Below are 14,485 nucleotides of genomic sequence, written 5' to 3'. Positions count from 1 at the left end.
ACCATGCACCGAAGCGAGAGGGTTTCGATGGACAACCTCAACGTGAACGACCTGGTACCCCTGATTGCCAGGCACCTGGACGGATTCGCCCCGGAGACCCTTTGGGGGACGCCGTACTTGATGGGACCTGACGGCGCACGCCTGGCTGTGCATTTGCTGATGGGACGAACAGAGTGGATCGTCGTGACGGGGCTCTACCCCATGGATTCTCCCGATCTGCGAGGCCGCTCCATCACGGTGGCCATCAGGCGAGGGCCGAAACACATCGCCAGGAAGATCGCCCGCCGACTCCTGCCGAAGTACCTGCGCGACCTCAAGCAGCACCATGCCAGAGCGGCCCTGCACACCGAGCGAACCGACCTGGTGGCAACCCTGGCGACTCTCCTGCCTGGCAACACCGTCACCGCAGCTGAACAGGAAGCCGTCATCCGTTGGCGACACGGCTGCACGTACGGGGTCTTCGAGGTTCGCGACCACGCCACCAGCATCGAGATCCGAAACGCGGACCGTGAACTCGCCGAACGAGTCGCGTACGCGGTCAGCCAGCGCTCCACGTGAGCGTGCCAGACGCGCCGACGGGCACCGGCTCCGGCCGGTGCCTTTCCCATCAGCACCGCCGGAAGAGAGGAAGCGCATCATGTCCCGTGAGTCCCTGGAGTGGTTGAATGCGAACACGCTGATCGGCCACACCGACAAACGCGGTACCGCCTGGCACCACAGGGCCAGCATGCAGGGAGAAGAGCCGAACCATTACCCAGGCCCGATCCCAGTCGGTGATGTCAAGCGACGCCTGTTCGGCTGGCAGGCGCTCTCCAGTCCGGTTTACGCGGAGGACCCGCGTGGAGGGCTCGCCCAGGTTCCCGGACGGCAGGCGATCCTGCGCAGCGACAACGGCCACGTCATGGGGATCTTCTCCGACGGCTACGAACCACACCCGTACGTGGAATGGCTGGTCGGCAATATCTCCCGGCTCCTGGACTCCGATCTCTCGATCGGATCGGCCGGTCTGCTGAAGGGCGGCGCGGTCGCCTGGGTGTCGGTCGAGGTTCCCGACAACATCCACACGCCTGAAGGGGTGGAGTTCCGCCCCCATCTGTTCGGGGCCACCTCTTTCGACGGATCCCTGGCCACCACCTTCAAGCGGGCGGTGACCAACATCGTGTGCGACAACACGATGGCCGCCGGGCTCGCTGAACGCGGTCAGCAGGTCAAGATCAAGCATTCGCGTCACTCGAAGTTCCGGCTCACCGAGGCACGCGAGGCGCTGAACATCGTCTACACCCTGGCCGACGAATTCTCGCGGGCCGTCGGAGACCTGTGCCGGACCCCGGTCAGCCGATGGCAGTGGAACGCCTTCCTGGACGCACACCTTCCGATGCCCAACCAGCCAGGCCGCAGCCGGACCATGGCCGAGAACAAGCGCGACACACTGACCAGACTCTGGAACCACGACCTGCGAGTGTCGCCCTGGAAGGGGACGGCCTGGGGTGTGGTCCAGGCGGTCAACACCTACATCCACCACGAGCAGCAGGTACGCGGCGCCGACCGGGCTGAGCGTAACGCGCTGCGCGCGGTCACCGGTGGCATCGACGAACTCGACCGCGACACCCTGAGCACCCTCTCCAAGGTGCTGGACCGCTCACTCGCCATGTCTGGCTGAAACCTGCTGATGATGTGGTGCGGCTCCCGGTTCGGCCGGGAGCCGCCCGAAGGGAGAGACCGTGTTGTGGACGTACCCCCTTGCAAGGAGCCTCCGCCCGCCTGGTGTCCGGCATGCCTGGCAGCGCCGTCCGCGCCCTCGTGAGAGACGACGCAGGAGCACAGAACAGCGCGCGCTGCGCGCCTGGCAGAGCGGGTTTCTGGCCGACTGCAAAGTCCGAGTTGCTGAACAGGCATGTCAGGCATCGGTGTAGGTCGTCTCGCTGTAAGTCCGCAGCTTGAGCTGCCGTGCGTCTGCAGGTACCTACGCCCAACCCAGATCAAGGAGGACGAGCATGACGGTCGGAGATCTGACCGTTGCCGGTGGTGGCCGCGTGATGCGCATCGCGGCGATCGGAGAAGTTCGGGATGACACGGCGACGCTGGTTTCAGCGGCTGATCCAGACGCAGAACGCGAGTACGCGATCACGCGTTGGCTGGCTCCGATGCCGACCGGCGCCGACGTGATCACATGCATGGGATGTCTGCGGGACACCCATCTGTGGACGGACGCAACCCATGTCAACCGCTGGTCAGGGCACCGGACACGGCTGATCCGGTGCGCCCGTTGCTACGTGGATCTTCTTCATGTGCGCGATGTGGTCCTCCACGCCACAAGCACCACCATCAGACCCGACCACCTGGAGCGGTGACGGCGCCCACAGGTCGACTGTCCCGGCCACAGGGCATCCATGCCAGTCAGCATCCGGCTCGGTGCTACTGCGGAAAGCTTCGCAAGTTCTGATCCCGCGTCCGGCCGTTTCTGAAACCCTGACTGATGCTGCGAACAAGCTGGGGTGGAGACGACATGAACGAGGCGACGGCGCATCTGCTGTTCGACGCGGTGGAGCGCATGGAGAAGAACATCATCGCCTGGGCGTGTCCAGCCATCGTCCTCTTGGAGGGCAGAGACAAGCTTGCCCTGAACTACTACGACTACCTACGCGACGTCGAAACGGCGGAGGAGATCGAGAACAGGGCGGCGGAGAAGGCCCTGGAGATCGGCGCCGTTCGGTGGGTGCTGGCCGTTCCGCAAGTGTGGTTGTTCAAGCCGCCGAGCACGATCGCCGTCCGGGCCGTCTCCAACCACCCTCTGCGAGAGGGGGAGCAAGAGGCCATCACTTGGATGAGCTTCGACAGAGAAGACGGTGTCGATTACGGACGAGTGGCGTACGTGCGTCGACCGAACCAAGAGCCCGTGTTCGAAGACCCAGAAATCTTTGACGTCGGCATCCGGCCAGCGGAGAGCATGCCCGGCTTCGCTCTGCTACAGCGATTCCTGGCCGAAGAGTAAGGGCCGACTCTGAGGAGCCGGCCCTTGACCGACTTCACATCTGTGAACAAAGGCAGATAGAGGCCAGTCGACGCGAGCTTACTGCCTGCTCGTGGGGGCCGCCAGGATGTCGGCGGGAGGGCGGAGAGGTGTCCTCGTCTTCGTGTCTACGGTGTCGTACGGCTTGCGGTTGTGTGGGTGGTGGCGGGTCGGATGATGCCGATGAATTCATGTTCTCGGTAGGGATCGCCCGCCCAGGTATCGATGCGTACAGTGCTGCCGGTGGAGGGGGCGTGCACCATGCGGGTCGTGTCGATTGCGATGCCGACATGGTGAATGGTCGCCGGCCGGGCGGGGGCGGTTGCGAAGAAGATCAGATCTCCTGGGCGGACCTGGCTTCTGGGGACGCGGACGCCCGCGTCCCATTGGGTGGAGGTCTCTCCGCCGATCCGGGCTCCGGCCTTTGCCCACGCGTATTCGGCCAGGCCGGAGCAGTCGAACCCGCGGGTATGCGCGCCCTGGTCAATGCCGAAGCCGGGCCCGTTGGCGTTGCCGCCGCCCCAGGAGTACGGGACGCCACGCATGTGCAGCGCGGCCAACACGGCGATCACCCCGCGTTCTGCGAGCCCCTCAGTAGGCATCACGTCGGGGAACTGTCCACATGGTTCCGCTGAGAGGGGTTCGGGTGGGCTGGTGTCGTCGCAGGTTGTGGCGGTCGTTGTGGCCGTGAGGCGGGCGCCTCCGGCGAGTACGGTGAGGAGGACAACGGCGCCCATCAAGCCAGCGGCTGCGGCGAAGATCGAGGCCAGTCCGGTTTCCGCGATCAACAGGGAGCCTCCGGCTGGGGCCAGTGACCCGCGAGCTCGGCCAGCCGTAGCCGTTCGCTTCGGCGGTCATGAGGGAGCCAGACGGGGCCATGTGGGCCGGGGCCGATGACGGCAGTTGCGCACGGCACCGATGTCTGGATGGCGCGCAGTCGGAGGCGGTCCTGCAGAGTGCTTTCTCTGCGCGGAGAGCTGGTCAGGAACAGAACGGGCGTGGTGATGCCGGTAGCGGCCGTGAGGGCGGCGTAGCCGTCCAGTTTGGCCGCCACTCGGCCGATGGTCTCCGTGCCGGTGTCGTATTCAAGGAAGAAGTCCACCGTTCGGCCGCTCTCGGTCCATCGGCCGTAGGCGTCGGGGCGGACGTGCGTGCCCCACTGGGTGGCGCAGAGCCCTTCTGGCCACCAGGCGTGCAACTGGCATCCGCTGGTCTGGCGGGCAGCGCCGGACAGGTAGGCGAAGACATCGTTGGTGCCGACGGTGTGGGCAAGTCGCTGGCTGTAGGCGATGGAGAGGACACGGTCGCGGCGGTAGCCGAACTCGGCCAGATCGGTGTCGTCTTCGGCGGCCAGCACGGCAGCCCCGGGTTCGCCGAGCACGTAGTGCCAGGGGGCGGAACCGGTCGGTGGTTTGGGGCGGAAGCGGTTCAGGACGCCGATGTGATGCAGCTTGACCAGGCGATGACGGGCCGTGGTCGGGTCGTGGAAGGCGATGCGGGTGATCTGGTGGCTGGTCAGGACCTTGTGGGTCCAGACGAGGCGGAGCAGGCGCCGGTCGCGGCTGGTGAGTTGAGTGGCGAGCGAGGCCATGACGGCGGGCGTGTAGTGCTCGTTCATGGGTGAACGTCTCCTTCGGCGTTGGGTTGTTGCCGCGGGTCGTCGTGCGGCAGGGCTTTGGGACGGACCGGGGTACGGCCGTGGGCTTGGGCGGCGGCTGCCCGGATGCGTTGTGCGAGGTCGAGGTCCGGGGTGGAGAGGGGGCGGGTGCGCAGGGTGAAGGGCGGAGTCTCACCGGAACGGACGATGAGGCGGGCGGCGGCCTGGTAGGCGCCCAGATTGGCCAGGTCGTGGCGCGTGAGGTAAGGGCTGAAGTGGTGTTCGGTGTCGCGGGCGTCTTCAGGGGAGAGCGTGAAGTAGATCTTGTTGCGGGCGTCCGAGCTGATGGCCTGGGCGAGGTCGCGGGGCAGCTGGGCGAGGTGCTGGTGGGCGAGCACGATCGACAGGCCGTAGGCGCGGGCTTCGGCGAGCATTTCGGACAGGGCACGGGGGAGGTTGAGGAAATTCTGCGTTTCATCGACGTACAGGGCGGAAGGGGCGCGGCTGCGGCCGAGTCGGGCGCGGTGAGAGGCGGCCTGCCATACCTGAGCGAGCAGAAGCGAACCGAGCAGGCGGACGGTGTCGTCGCCGAGCACACCCTTGGGAAGGCGAGCGAGCAGGATCTTGCCGTCCAGGACGTCGCTGATGTCGAACGTGGATTGAGCCGAGCCGAGGACGTCGCGGACGAACGGGCGGAGCAGGAGCGCGCGGAGTTTGTTCATGATGGGCGCGGTGACGTGGGATTGGGCCTGCTCTGACAGGCGTTCGTACCAGGTCCAGAAGCCGGCCAGGAAGGGATCGTTGAGGCGCTCGGTGAGCTGGTGGCGGTAGTGGGCGTCGGTGAGCAGGGAGGGGATGTCGGCGAGGGTTCCGCCGCTGCGGGACAACGTGAGAGCGCAGCCCCGCATGATGTCGTCGCTGCGTGGCCCCCACGAGTCGGCGTAGATCTTGTGGAAGATGCCGACCAGGTTGTCCACCAGGGTGTCCGGGTTCGGACCGTTCAGGACATTGAGCGCGGGTCGTGAATGAGGGTCGTCGGGGTCGATGAGCGCGATGCGCTGCCCGGCGGTCTCGGGGACGAGGCCAAGCAGGTCGGCGACGAGGTCGCCCTTGGCGTCGATGACGGCGACCCCGCGCCCGGCCCGGATGTCGGACAGGATCATCTGGGCGAGCAATGTGCTCTTTCCGGTACCGTTCGGGCCGAGGACGTGCACGTGGTGGCAGGAGTCGGGTACGCGCAGCGCAACCGGCCGCTGGTGGCCGGCGTCCGCCGTACCGAGGACCTTGCCCTGCTGGGCGACCTGCGGCGTGGGAGCGACCGTGTTCGCTCCGGCCCGCTGCAGACCTGGAACGGCGGGATCGGTCGGCAGGTGCGCGAGCGCGGCAAGTTCTGGAATGGAGAGCAGGAAGCCGCGCCCAAGACGGCGGGAGGCCAGCACCTGCGCTGGGCGGAGCAACCGACGCCGCTCCAGCCGGTTGTGCCCGGAGTACAGGGCGAACGCGGCGGCCACCGCGTGTGCCCGACCCCGAATGGCACGGCGGCGCAGTCTGACCTCACCGCTGTCCTCTGCCTGGACGGCATAGCGGATGGCCACTTCGTAGCGCGGCTGGAGGGCTTTGTCCCGAATCGCGCGGGCCTCGGCATACTGCTCCAGCCGTAGTGCATGATCCATTTCCCGGTGCTGACGCGGATGATCCGACGTGGCGAGATCGAGAGCGGCGCGCAGCAGTGGGACCGGGTTCCCTGAGCGGGAGAGACGGCGTCCGGTGGCAGGACGGGCCAGGATCTGTACTGCGGCGTGTTGCCAGGCGGGCATTCCTACCCCGGTGCCGAGCAGGGCTCGGAGGGGATCCTGGTCGTGGTCGCTCCTGATCGGCAGCCGCTCCTGGCGGGCGATCAGCAGTCGGCCGCCTGTGGCCCTGCCGTTCAGCGGCAGCGGAGGACCGGCTTCGATGACGGTGGCGCGGGCGGAGGGCCACGCGGCTTCGATCGCATGGTCCACGAGGTGCTGGGGTACGGAGCCGGGAACCCACATGCGGATCCGGACGCCACCGGCACCGAAGAGGTACTCGAACGTCAGGTGCGGTTGCCCGAACAGGGCGCGCTTCCACGCAGGGCATAGCAGCCCGAGCAGGTTGCCCCACAGGACACTGGCTCCGGACAGGTCCGCAACCGGTGGAGCCAGGATCTCCAGACAGCGCGCTCCCTTGTTCGCCACACGGTGGCGCAGCCGGGTTAGCAGGAACCGGCCCAAGCACGTCACCAGCGCGACAGTCGAACCCGAGACCGCGATGTGCCAGCAGTGCCCGTTGAGCCACACCAACAGGGCTTCTGGGTCGTAAGGCATCACAGATCCTCCTCGTACTGGGCGAGCTCCTCGGGGGACGTGGTCACGAGACGGTCCTCCTGTTCGCTGGCCAGCACCTGAAAGGCCACACGGGCAGCCCCGGAATCGGCGGTCAGGAGCCCGAAACCTCTGTCGGCGGTCAGTAGGACCTGGCGTTCGCCGTCGGACAGGCGGAACGCCTCGGCGACCGCGTCAATGGCCTGGGGCGCCTGGCGCAGCAGGATCTGGGTGGTGGAGTTGGCGACGATCGCCTGTCCGAGGTCGGAGCCGAGCAGGTCGGCGGCGTCCTGGGTGATGACCGAAAGTCCCGCCCAGTGCTTCCGGGCCGATTTCGCCATCCTCAGGAGGAACTTCGCGCCGTCGGGGTCCTTCATCAGGAGCCAGGCCTCATCCACCACGATCAGACGGGGCCGCCGCTCAGCGGGGTTGGTCACGCGGCGCCAGACGGCGTCCAAGGTGAGCAGCGTGCCGACGGCCTTCAGTTCCTCGGGCAGGTCTCGCAGGGAGAACACGATCAGGTGGGAGTCCGGCCGCGTGGTCGTCGGGCCGTCAAAGAGCCTGCGATGGCTGCCGGTCACGTACGGAGCCAGCCCGGCGGCCAACTCAGAGGCGCATTCGGTAAGTTCGGTCACCAGATCCCGCATCAAAGGCGGAGGCCGGTCCCAAGTGTCCGGATCGAAGGTGATCCCTGCCTGCTTGTACGTGGCGAGGATGGCCCGATCGAGTGCGGCCTTGGCCGTCTTGTCCAGCGGTTCGCCGAGCATGACCGCGATCAGCGTGTGGAGGAAGAGCACCCTGCGGGTCAGCGCGTCCTGCCCGTCGGCGGGCAGGTCGAAGGGGTTGAGCCGGACGTCCGACGCGCCCAGGTGGAGGTAGGCGCCGCCGACCGCCTCGCACAGCCGGGCGTACTCGTCCTCGGGGTCGATGACCGCGACCTCGACCCCGGTGTACAACGAGCGCAGCGCCTCCAGCTTGGCCAGGTACGACTTACCGGCCCCGCTGCTGGCGATGATCACCGAGTTGTGGTTGGGCTGGGCGAACCGGTCCCACGTCACCAGGGAAGCGCTGGCCGCGTTCGCCCCGTACAGGACTGCGGTCGGCCCCGTCGGGGCGGTCAGGTCCGGGCTGGTGAAGGGGAAGGCGGCGGCCAGGGCCGGGGTGTCGAAAGTACGAGCAGCGTTAAGGTTGTCGAATGCCACCGGAAGCGAGGACACCCAGCCCTGCAGCTGTCGAAAGGTGACCTGACGGGCGTCCAGGAGGAGGGATGCGGCCAGCGCGCGAACCTGCCCACATGCATCCTCCAGCTCGCCCTGAGTGGCCGCGTGAACGGTCAGATAGATCGAGACGCGGAACAGCCGGGCCTGCCCGCGGGCGATGCGGGACGCGAGCTCCTGGGCATCCTCGGCAGCCACTTCGGCGCTCGGATCGAGGAGCCGCCCGTGCTGCTGGTCACTGCGCAGTCCGGACTCCAGCCGGGCCAGCTGCCTGCGCAGCCGATCGGCAGCCACCATGGAGGGAACCGGGGCCACGTGGAGCGACACGTCCAGGCGGCCGGGATACGTCAGCAGTGGTTCCAGCCAACCGGGGGTGACCTCGCGCGGATAGCCGCTGACGGCCAGCGTCGCGCACAGCCCGTCGCCAACCCTCAGATGGGACGACCGGACCAGGATCGCGTCCGGCCCGAACCTGCCCCGAGCGGACTTTGTGCGTCTACGTGGGAGCTTCACCGATCCTCCGTCCTCGTGATGACCTCGCCCGAGCCGGCGAGTCGATCGGCGGCCAGGGGAGGCGCGGCCGGGTCGAAGCAGGACGCGAGCACAGCGTTGGTAGCCTCGGCGTTCAGGAGCCGGACCGTCACGCCGCACGCCGGCAGGAGTCGGGCGGCCTCCTCCACCCGGCGCAGCGCCCGCGCTGCCGCCGCATCCACTCCGCCGTTGGCGGGCTCGCGGACGATCAGCACGACCTGGCGGCGCAGCAGGTCATGACTGGCGGACAGATCCGCCAGGAACGTGGCATGCTCGTGGGCTGCCGCCGCCAAGGCTGGATGGGCCAGAGCGTTGGCACTCTCCATCAGGTGGTTGATCGCCGGAGCGAGGTCCACACGCTGGGCGCGCAGCAAGATCTGTGTTGGGCCAGACAGCGAGTTGAGCCACCGCCCGAAGGTTGCCACGAGCGCGTCCTGCTCCTCGGGCGTACGCAGGGCGAAACTGACCGTGGACACCTCCGCCACCGCGGCGACGCCATCCGGACCCAGGTCGATCAGCCCGTCACCGGTCACCCCGCGAGCGGGCATCCGAAGTGGTGCTGGGCGGGTATCGGAGCGTGAGGCCACCCACTCTGGAGCCGCAGGCGGTTGCTCGGGCAAGGAGGACAGGGCCTTGGGTGAAACCATGTGGCGCACCACGGTGAGCAGGTACCGGTCCAGCGAGATACCCTCGCGCCGGCCGACCGCCAACAGCAAACCGGCGACTGCGACCGGCAGAGCCCCGGTGGCGAACACCAGCAAATCGATGTGCTCACCGATGGTCAGGTATGCGACGTACAGCAGTGTGGCGGTAGTGCCGAGGATGGCCATCTGACGTGCGGTGAAGCGACCTACGACGTGGTCGTCCTGCTCCACATCAGCGGGGATCCGTACCGACCAGCTCATCTGCGTACACCTCCCGCATCGTTCGGGCGGGCAGAGGGCGGAGTACGCCGCAGTGATGTGTCGCTCACGACGCTGCCGGGATAGACAGGCGGCAGGAAGATCGCAGGTGGAACCGGAGGGCGACCAGGCCGGTTGTGGCGGAGGGGTGCTTGGCCGGGATTGGTCCCGGGGCGCGGCTGAAGGTGGGTCATGCGCAGGCCGGGGACCGAAGACTGGCCGGTCGAGACCGGGTTCGGCTGATGCGCACCGGTCCCCTGGCTTGGTCCGCGGTGGGGCGTCGGTCTGATGGGCGAATGCGGGCCGCCCGAACCGGCGGGACCTCCTGAGCCGGGTGGACGTCGTGGGGGCAGCGCCCGGCCCTGGACCCTGTGGGCCGTCGGCACACTGGTGACAGCTCGGCGGCGAGCGACGCCCCTGCCCAGGTGCAGGGCGCCCAGCACGGGTGAGGTGAGCTTGTGGAGCAGGGCGTACTTGACGATCCGGGTGATCGTCGAGCCACGTCCCGCCGTCTGGGCGAAGATCCGGCGTGAGACCCAGCGGGGAATGCGAACCAAAATGATCAGCATGCAGAGGCTGAGGACCAGGTTGATGAGCTGACCGGATGGTACGAGCCCGAGCAGCAGCCGCCCGTCCTGGTTGAGGAAGATCCGTACCGCCATCACCAGGGTGAGCGACTGAGCCACTTGTACGATCAACAGCCCGGTGAAGGCACGCCACCAGAACCGGGCCAATCCATCGGTGTGGGGAAGTGCCAGGCAGGCCAGGGCCAGCGGCGCGGCCACGACCAGCAACAACACCAGGGCTGAGCGCATCACGAAGGTGATCAGCAGCAGGACCAGCAGGATGACCGCGACCAGCGTGAGCAGGATGTAGAAGCTCTGCGTCTGCGTCGGAGGCAAGATCATGAATCGCAGCGTCGTCAACACGCGCTGGCCGTCGACGTTCTGCCCAAGCAGCGCCTGCGACAGCGCGTTGACCAGCTCGATGATCTTGCCGCAGATGGTGAAGCTCGTGTTGGTGGCCAGGACGGCTATCAGGAGGCGCGGCAGCACCTCTTTGATCGCGTACCGGGTCTGGACCGTCTCGTGCACCATCGCCGCGATCGCGCCGATGGTGGCCAGCAGCACGAACGCGCTGTTGGCGATCAGAGCGCTTGCCTTCCACAGGTCGAAGACCCTGCCGTTGCCGGTCACGTCCGGGGTGGACAGGAGCGTCATCGACAGGACCTTCAAGGTGGATTCGATGGCCAGTCCCACCAGTTGGGCGAACCACGAGTTGATCCATCCCATGACCCAGTCGCCGATGGTGGACCCGAGTCCGGGAGGTTCGAGCGGCGCGACCTCCATTGACGGCGATGGGGATGGTTCGGGTGAAGGCGACGCCGCGGCAGCTGCGGCAGTCGTCGTGGCAATACAGACGGCAGTGACGGCAGCGGCAACGGCCAGCCGCGTGACACCTCTTCGAACGGCAACGACGGTGGTCGAGTGCGGCAAGACAGGGTGCGGCATCGGGGTTCACCCGCCCACGATTCGCTTGAGGACGCTCACAAGCAGCGGCGCCAGGATGGCGAGTGCGTAGCCGAAGGCCGCGGCCTTGAGCGCTGTCTTGGCCTTCTGGACCTCTCCGGGGTCGCCGCCCGCGATGAGGTAGCGGAGGCCGCCGACGGTCAGCATGAGCGTGGCCAGGGTGGCCAGCAGCCCGATCAGCCAGTTCCGCAGGTTGGTGAAAACCGCGTTCAGATTCGCGGGAGCGTCTGCCGCCAGGACTGTGGCCAGAGCCTTGGTTGCCACCACGGCAACGAGCAGTGCGGCGATTGCCGCCGCGGCCACGAGCGACGCGGCAATGCCACACGGGTGGCGCTTCCTGTGCCGGGGTTGCCGCGGTGTGTGCCGCCGCTTGGCGCGGCCGGCAACGGACGGGTGGCCGGCAACGGACGGGTGGTTGGGGGAGATCCGCGCGGAACCAGGATCAGTGTCCCTGCCTCCTTTGCTGTCGGTTGTCTTGTCGGCATCCGGGGGTGCCTGGCTCCGCGCGGAAACTATGGGCGCTTCCTCTTGGGATGGGGAAGCGGTTGGGGGATCAAGAGTGGGGGAACTGGCCTGCTCCAGGGCTGGGCGCAGGGGAGCGCGCTCCAGCTGGGTCAGGATGATGAGGTCGGCTTCGTACTCGCTGAGCACGCCGTCGGCGATCGCGTCGATCAGCGCCAGCTCAGGATGGTGCCAGGAGCGCGACACCGGTGGTGACTCACCCGTCGGGCCTCTGCCGATAAGGTAGCGGCGGGCTCTCTCCCCCGAGTAGCGTGCCGCTTCGCACAGGCGTGGACGGATGGCCCGCAGCTGTGTGTCCACGCGGTGCACGCCCCGCAGGAAGCCCGCCAGGATCGCGCTGTCGATATCGATGGGATCTCCACAGGGCAGGTCGCGGGTCAGCGTGAGGGCGATCCGGCGGAGTGCGGGCATCGCCATGCCGACCGCCGCGACCGTCCAGGACGGGCCTGATCCGCGAGCTCGTATGACCAGTTCCCGCCAGACGGCATCGCGGGCGTCATCGGTGATCTCACAGCTGGTCAGCAGCTCGCGCAGCTTCGGCAGCACGACCGGTCCTCGGGGCAGGCCGGGTGCGAGGGCGGCGCAATTCAGGGACAGGCTCCCTGGGCCGGTGGTCAGCAGTCGGAACGAGGTCTCGGCGGTGTCCAAGGGCGATTCGGCGAGGCGAGGCGCGGTCATGTCGTGCTCCGGGTCGAGAAGAATCTCTGTGGTCTCGAAACCGGTCTACGCACCTGCTCAGAAGCGGCTGAGAAATGAGTTGGGAATCGGCTCAGAAATTCGTCAGAACCTCACGCTCTCTGACTGGCCTCCGGTTCCGGCACGCCGGTCTTGCGGAGCTTTGCGATCGGCTTCTGAGCGGGTTCTGAGCTTGCTGCTTGCCTGGTCACCTGCCGTTCAGGGCTCATCCCAGTGCCTTGTGCGGCATGCATCCGGAAACGTGTCCCGACAACAGCAATGGAGAACTTCAATGAGGTCTGTGCCAATACGGAAAACGGCTGCCTGACGAAGCCGTCTCGGCGGCGAAACCAGCGCCTGGCGATTTCTCAGGTCGCCATTCAGACCGCGCGGGCATTCGCCGCCTGGACTCACCGTCACCTCGCTCCACCGGCCGAGGCCGAGATCGTCCTCGGGGTTCAGACCGGCAACGGCACCCTGGTAGGCGTCGTGTTCGTCAGCGGCTGGCACTGCGACGACGAGGCCACGGCCGAGATCGTCTGCCTGTCCACCGACGGCACGCCCAACGCCTGCTCAGCCCTTCTGGGCGCCGCCCGACGGGCAGCACGCGCGGCAGGCTACCGGCGGCTGACCGCCCGCACCGGCCCAAGCGGGCTGGACACCAGCCTGCGCGCCGCCGGCTTCCGCCCCATCGGACCGGCCGATGCCTCCTGCATCGTGTGGGAGGCCGGCACGGCGGGAGGCCGCCGATGACCGCGCTGCGCGAGCCGTACTGGAGCGATGGCCAGGCGGCCATCTACCATGGCGACGCCCGCCAGGTGCTGGCCGAGATGCCCACGGGTTCGGTGGACTGCATCGTCACCAGCCCGCCGTACTGGGGGCTACGGCACTACTGCGACGGCCAGTACGGCCAGGAACCCACAGCCGAGGCGTACGTGGAGACCCTGCGCTCCGCCCTCGCCGAGGCCCGCCGGGTCCTGGCCGACGACGGCACCTGCTGGCTCAACCTCGGCGACGTCTACGCCGCCAACTCCGACGGCTGCGCCCGCGGAGCGGACTACAACCCGCGCCAGCCACTCGTACGCCCCAAGGCCCGCTGGTCGGTGGCGCCGAAGAACCTGCTCGGCATGCCGTGGCGGGTCGCCTTCGCCCTTCAGGGGGACGGCTGGATCCTGCGCAACGCCATCGTCTGGCACAAACCGAACGCCATGCCCCAGTCCGTCCGCGACCGCCTGTCCAACCGGTACGAGCTGATCTTCCTTCTGGTCAAACAGCGGCACTACGGGTTCGACCTGGATCCGATCCGCGAGCCGTACACCGGAGACCGCCCGCTCACCAGGAGGGCACGCTCAGGCGGCCACAGGCCGAACAGCATTGCCACTGCCTGGCCGCCTGGTGGCAAGTACGGCATGACCGGCAGGGACGCGGCAGGCGCCCGCCACGGGGCGGCAATGCGGCCAACGGGCCAGCGGCACGCCGCCTGCCACCCCGGCGGCCGAAATCCTGGGGACGTCTGGTCGATACCCACACGCCCACTACGGGCAGCGCACTTCGCTGCCTTCCCGATCGATATCCCGCTCCGGGCGATTGCCGCCGGTTGCCGCCCTGGCGGCAAGGTCCTGGACCCGTTCATGGGCAGCGGCACGACCGGTATTGCTGCCCAACAACTCGGCCGAGACTTCGTCGGCATCGAACTGAACGAGCCGTTCATCCGACTTGCTGTCGGGAGGCTCCGAGGGGCTGGAGCGGGAGGCATTTCATGAACTCGATGACAGTTCGCGACCTACAGGACCTGCCGCCCACGGTCAACTTGATGACCGCTGCCCATGCCCTCGGCATCGGCCGTTCCAAGGCGTACCAACTTGCCCGTGATGGCGGTTTCCCCGTTCGCATCATTCGAATCGGCGACCTCTACCGTGTCTGCACTGCCGATCTCCTGAAGGTTCTCGGGATGGACACGGGCGAGAGCGTGAGTTGAGCTCTGGGCGCGGTCATGTCAACAGACATGGCCGTGCCTCCGCAGCTGCGGTTCGCCGGGGCAGCACGGCTTCCGCAACGCCGAAAACTGTGCTCCCTCCACGCCCGCCGACAAGCACATCGCGATCATCTGCGACAACTACTGCCCGCACCTGACCGCCAAATGCTGCCGCCGCGTTG

14 protein-coding genes are annotated in these 14,485 nt (G+C 67.5%); 7 read left to right on the top strand and 7 right to left on the bottom strand.

All coding sequences use genetic code 11. The annotated features are described in order from the left end of the window. The first annotated feature begins 27 nt into the window (after positions 1-27). The 4 genes from ABZ815_RS01225 to ABZ815_RS01210 all read left to right on the top strand — a co-directional run bounded on the left by ABZ815_RS01225 (position 28) and on the right by ABZ815_RS01210 (position 2,992). Positions 28-558: a hypothetical protein gene (locus tag ABZ815_RS01225; RefSeq protein WP_357692652.1), complete on the top strand. Its 531-nt coding sequence runs from the start codon at positions 28-30 to the stop codon at positions 556-558. Between the two features lie 79 nt (positions 559-637). Then, positions 638-1,660 carry a DUF932 domain-containing protein gene (locus tag ABZ815_RS01220; RefSeq protein ID WP_357692650.1) on the top strand — a complete coding sequence of 341 codons (1,023 nt, stop codon included), beginning with the start codon at positions 638-640 and terminating at the stop codon, positions 1,658-1,660. Positions 1,661-1,994: 334 nt separating this feature from the next. After that, positions 1,995-2,351 (top strand): hypothetical protein, encoded by a 357-nt coding sequence (locus tag ABZ815_RS01215; protein ID WP_357692648.1) that lies wholly within the window; start codon positions 1,995-1,997, stop codon positions 2,349-2,351. A gap of 155 nt (positions 2,352-2,506) precedes the next feature. Beyond that, positions 2,507-2,992 (top strand): hypothetical protein, encoded by a 486-nt coding sequence (locus ABZ815_RS01210; protein WP_357692646.1) that lies wholly within the window; start codon positions 2,507-2,509, stop codon positions 2,990-2,992. A 146-nt stretch (positions 2,993-3,138) separates the two neighbouring features. On the opposite strand, the gene ABZ815_RS01205 is transcribed toward ABZ815_RS01210, so the two are convergent. From ABZ815_RS01205 to ABZ815_RS01175, 7 genes are all read right to left on the bottom strand, one after another. After that, positions 3,139-3,798, bottom strand: coding sequence for an NlpC/P60 family protein (locus tag ABZ815_RS01205; RefSeq protein WP_357692644.1), 660 nt, complete (start codon positions 3,796-3,798; stop codon positions 3,139-3,141). After that, positions 3,795-4,628 carry a replication-relaxation family protein gene (locus tag ABZ815_RS01200; protein ID WP_357692642.1) on the bottom strand — a complete coding sequence of 278 codons (834 nt, stop codon included), beginning with the start codon at positions 4,626-4,628 and terminating at the stop codon, positions 3,795-3,797. Before ABZ815_RS01200 ends, ABZ815_RS01205 begins: the two co-directional genes overlap by 4 nt. Beyond that, entirely contained in the window at positions 4,625-6,955 is a 2,331-nt protein-coding gene (locus tag ABZ815_RS01195; RefSeq protein WP_357693537.1) for a type IV secretion system DNA-binding domain-containing protein, read from the bottom strand. Before ABZ815_RS01195 ends, ABZ815_RS01200 begins: the two co-directional genes overlap by 4 nt. Next, positions 6,955-8,682, bottom strand: a complete 1,728-nt coding sequence (locus ABZ815_RS01190; RefSeq protein WP_357692640.1) for a conjugal transfer protein TraC — start codon at positions 8,680-8,682, stop codon at positions 6,955-6,957. Before ABZ815_RS01190 ends, ABZ815_RS01195 begins: the two co-directional genes overlap by 1 nt. Continuing rightward, positions 8,679-9,605 (bottom strand): PrgI family protein, encoded by a 927-nt coding sequence (locus tag ABZ815_RS01185; protein ID WP_357692638.1) that lies wholly within the window; start codon positions 9,603-9,605, stop codon positions 8,679-8,681. Before ABZ815_RS01185 ends, ABZ815_RS01190 begins: the two co-directional genes overlap by 4 nt. Then, complete coding sequence (locus ABZ815_RS01180) at positions 9,602-10,951, bottom strand: conjugal transfer protein TrbL family protein (RefSeq protein WP_357692636.1); 1,350 nt, start codon at positions 10,949-10,951, stop codon at positions 9,602-9,604. The genes ABZ815_RS01185 and ABZ815_RS01180 overlap by 4 nt, the downstream gene beginning before the upstream one ends. Before the next feature lie 168 nt (positions 10,952-11,119). Further along, complete coding sequence (locus ABZ815_RS01175; protein ID WP_357692634.1) at positions 11,120-12,199, bottom strand: hypothetical protein; 1,080 nt, start codon at positions 12,197-12,199, stop codon at positions 11,120-11,122. 408 nt (positions 12,200-12,607) lie between these two features. On the opposite strand from ABZ815_RS01175, the gene ABZ815_RS01170 reads away from it, so the two are divergent. From ABZ815_RS01170 to ABZ815_RS01160, 3 genes are read left to right on the top strand one after another with little or no spacing between them, the layout of a single operon-like run. Further along, entirely contained in the window at positions 12,608-13,081 is a 474-nt protein-coding gene (locus ABZ815_RS01170) for an XF1762 family protein (RefSeq protein WP_357692632.1), read from the top strand. Beyond that, the gene (locus ABZ815_RS01165; protein WP_357692630.1) at positions 13,078-14,091 is read left to right on the top strand and encodes a site-specific DNA-methyltransferase; all 1,014 of its coding nucleotides are present in this window, start codon (positions 13,078-13,080) and stop codon (positions 14,089-14,091) included. Before ABZ815_RS01170 ends, ABZ815_RS01165 begins: the two co-directional genes overlap by 4 nt. Before the next feature lie 5 nt (positions 14,092-14,096). Next, complete coding sequence (locus tag ABZ815_RS01160) at positions 14,097-14,306, top strand: DNA-binding protein (RefSeq protein ID WP_357692628.1); 210 nt, start codon at positions 14,097-14,099, stop codon at positions 14,304-14,306. Positions 14,307-14,485 lie beyond the last annotated feature (179 nt).

Source organism: Nonomuraea sp. NPDC047529, from assembly GCF_040642995.1.
Classification (GTDB): Bacteria; Actinomycetota; Actinomycetes; order Streptosporangiales; family Streptosporangiaceae; genus Nonomuraea.
Note: the sequence above shows the minus strand (reverse complement) of the source record. Positions and strands in the feature narration are given on the sequence as shown.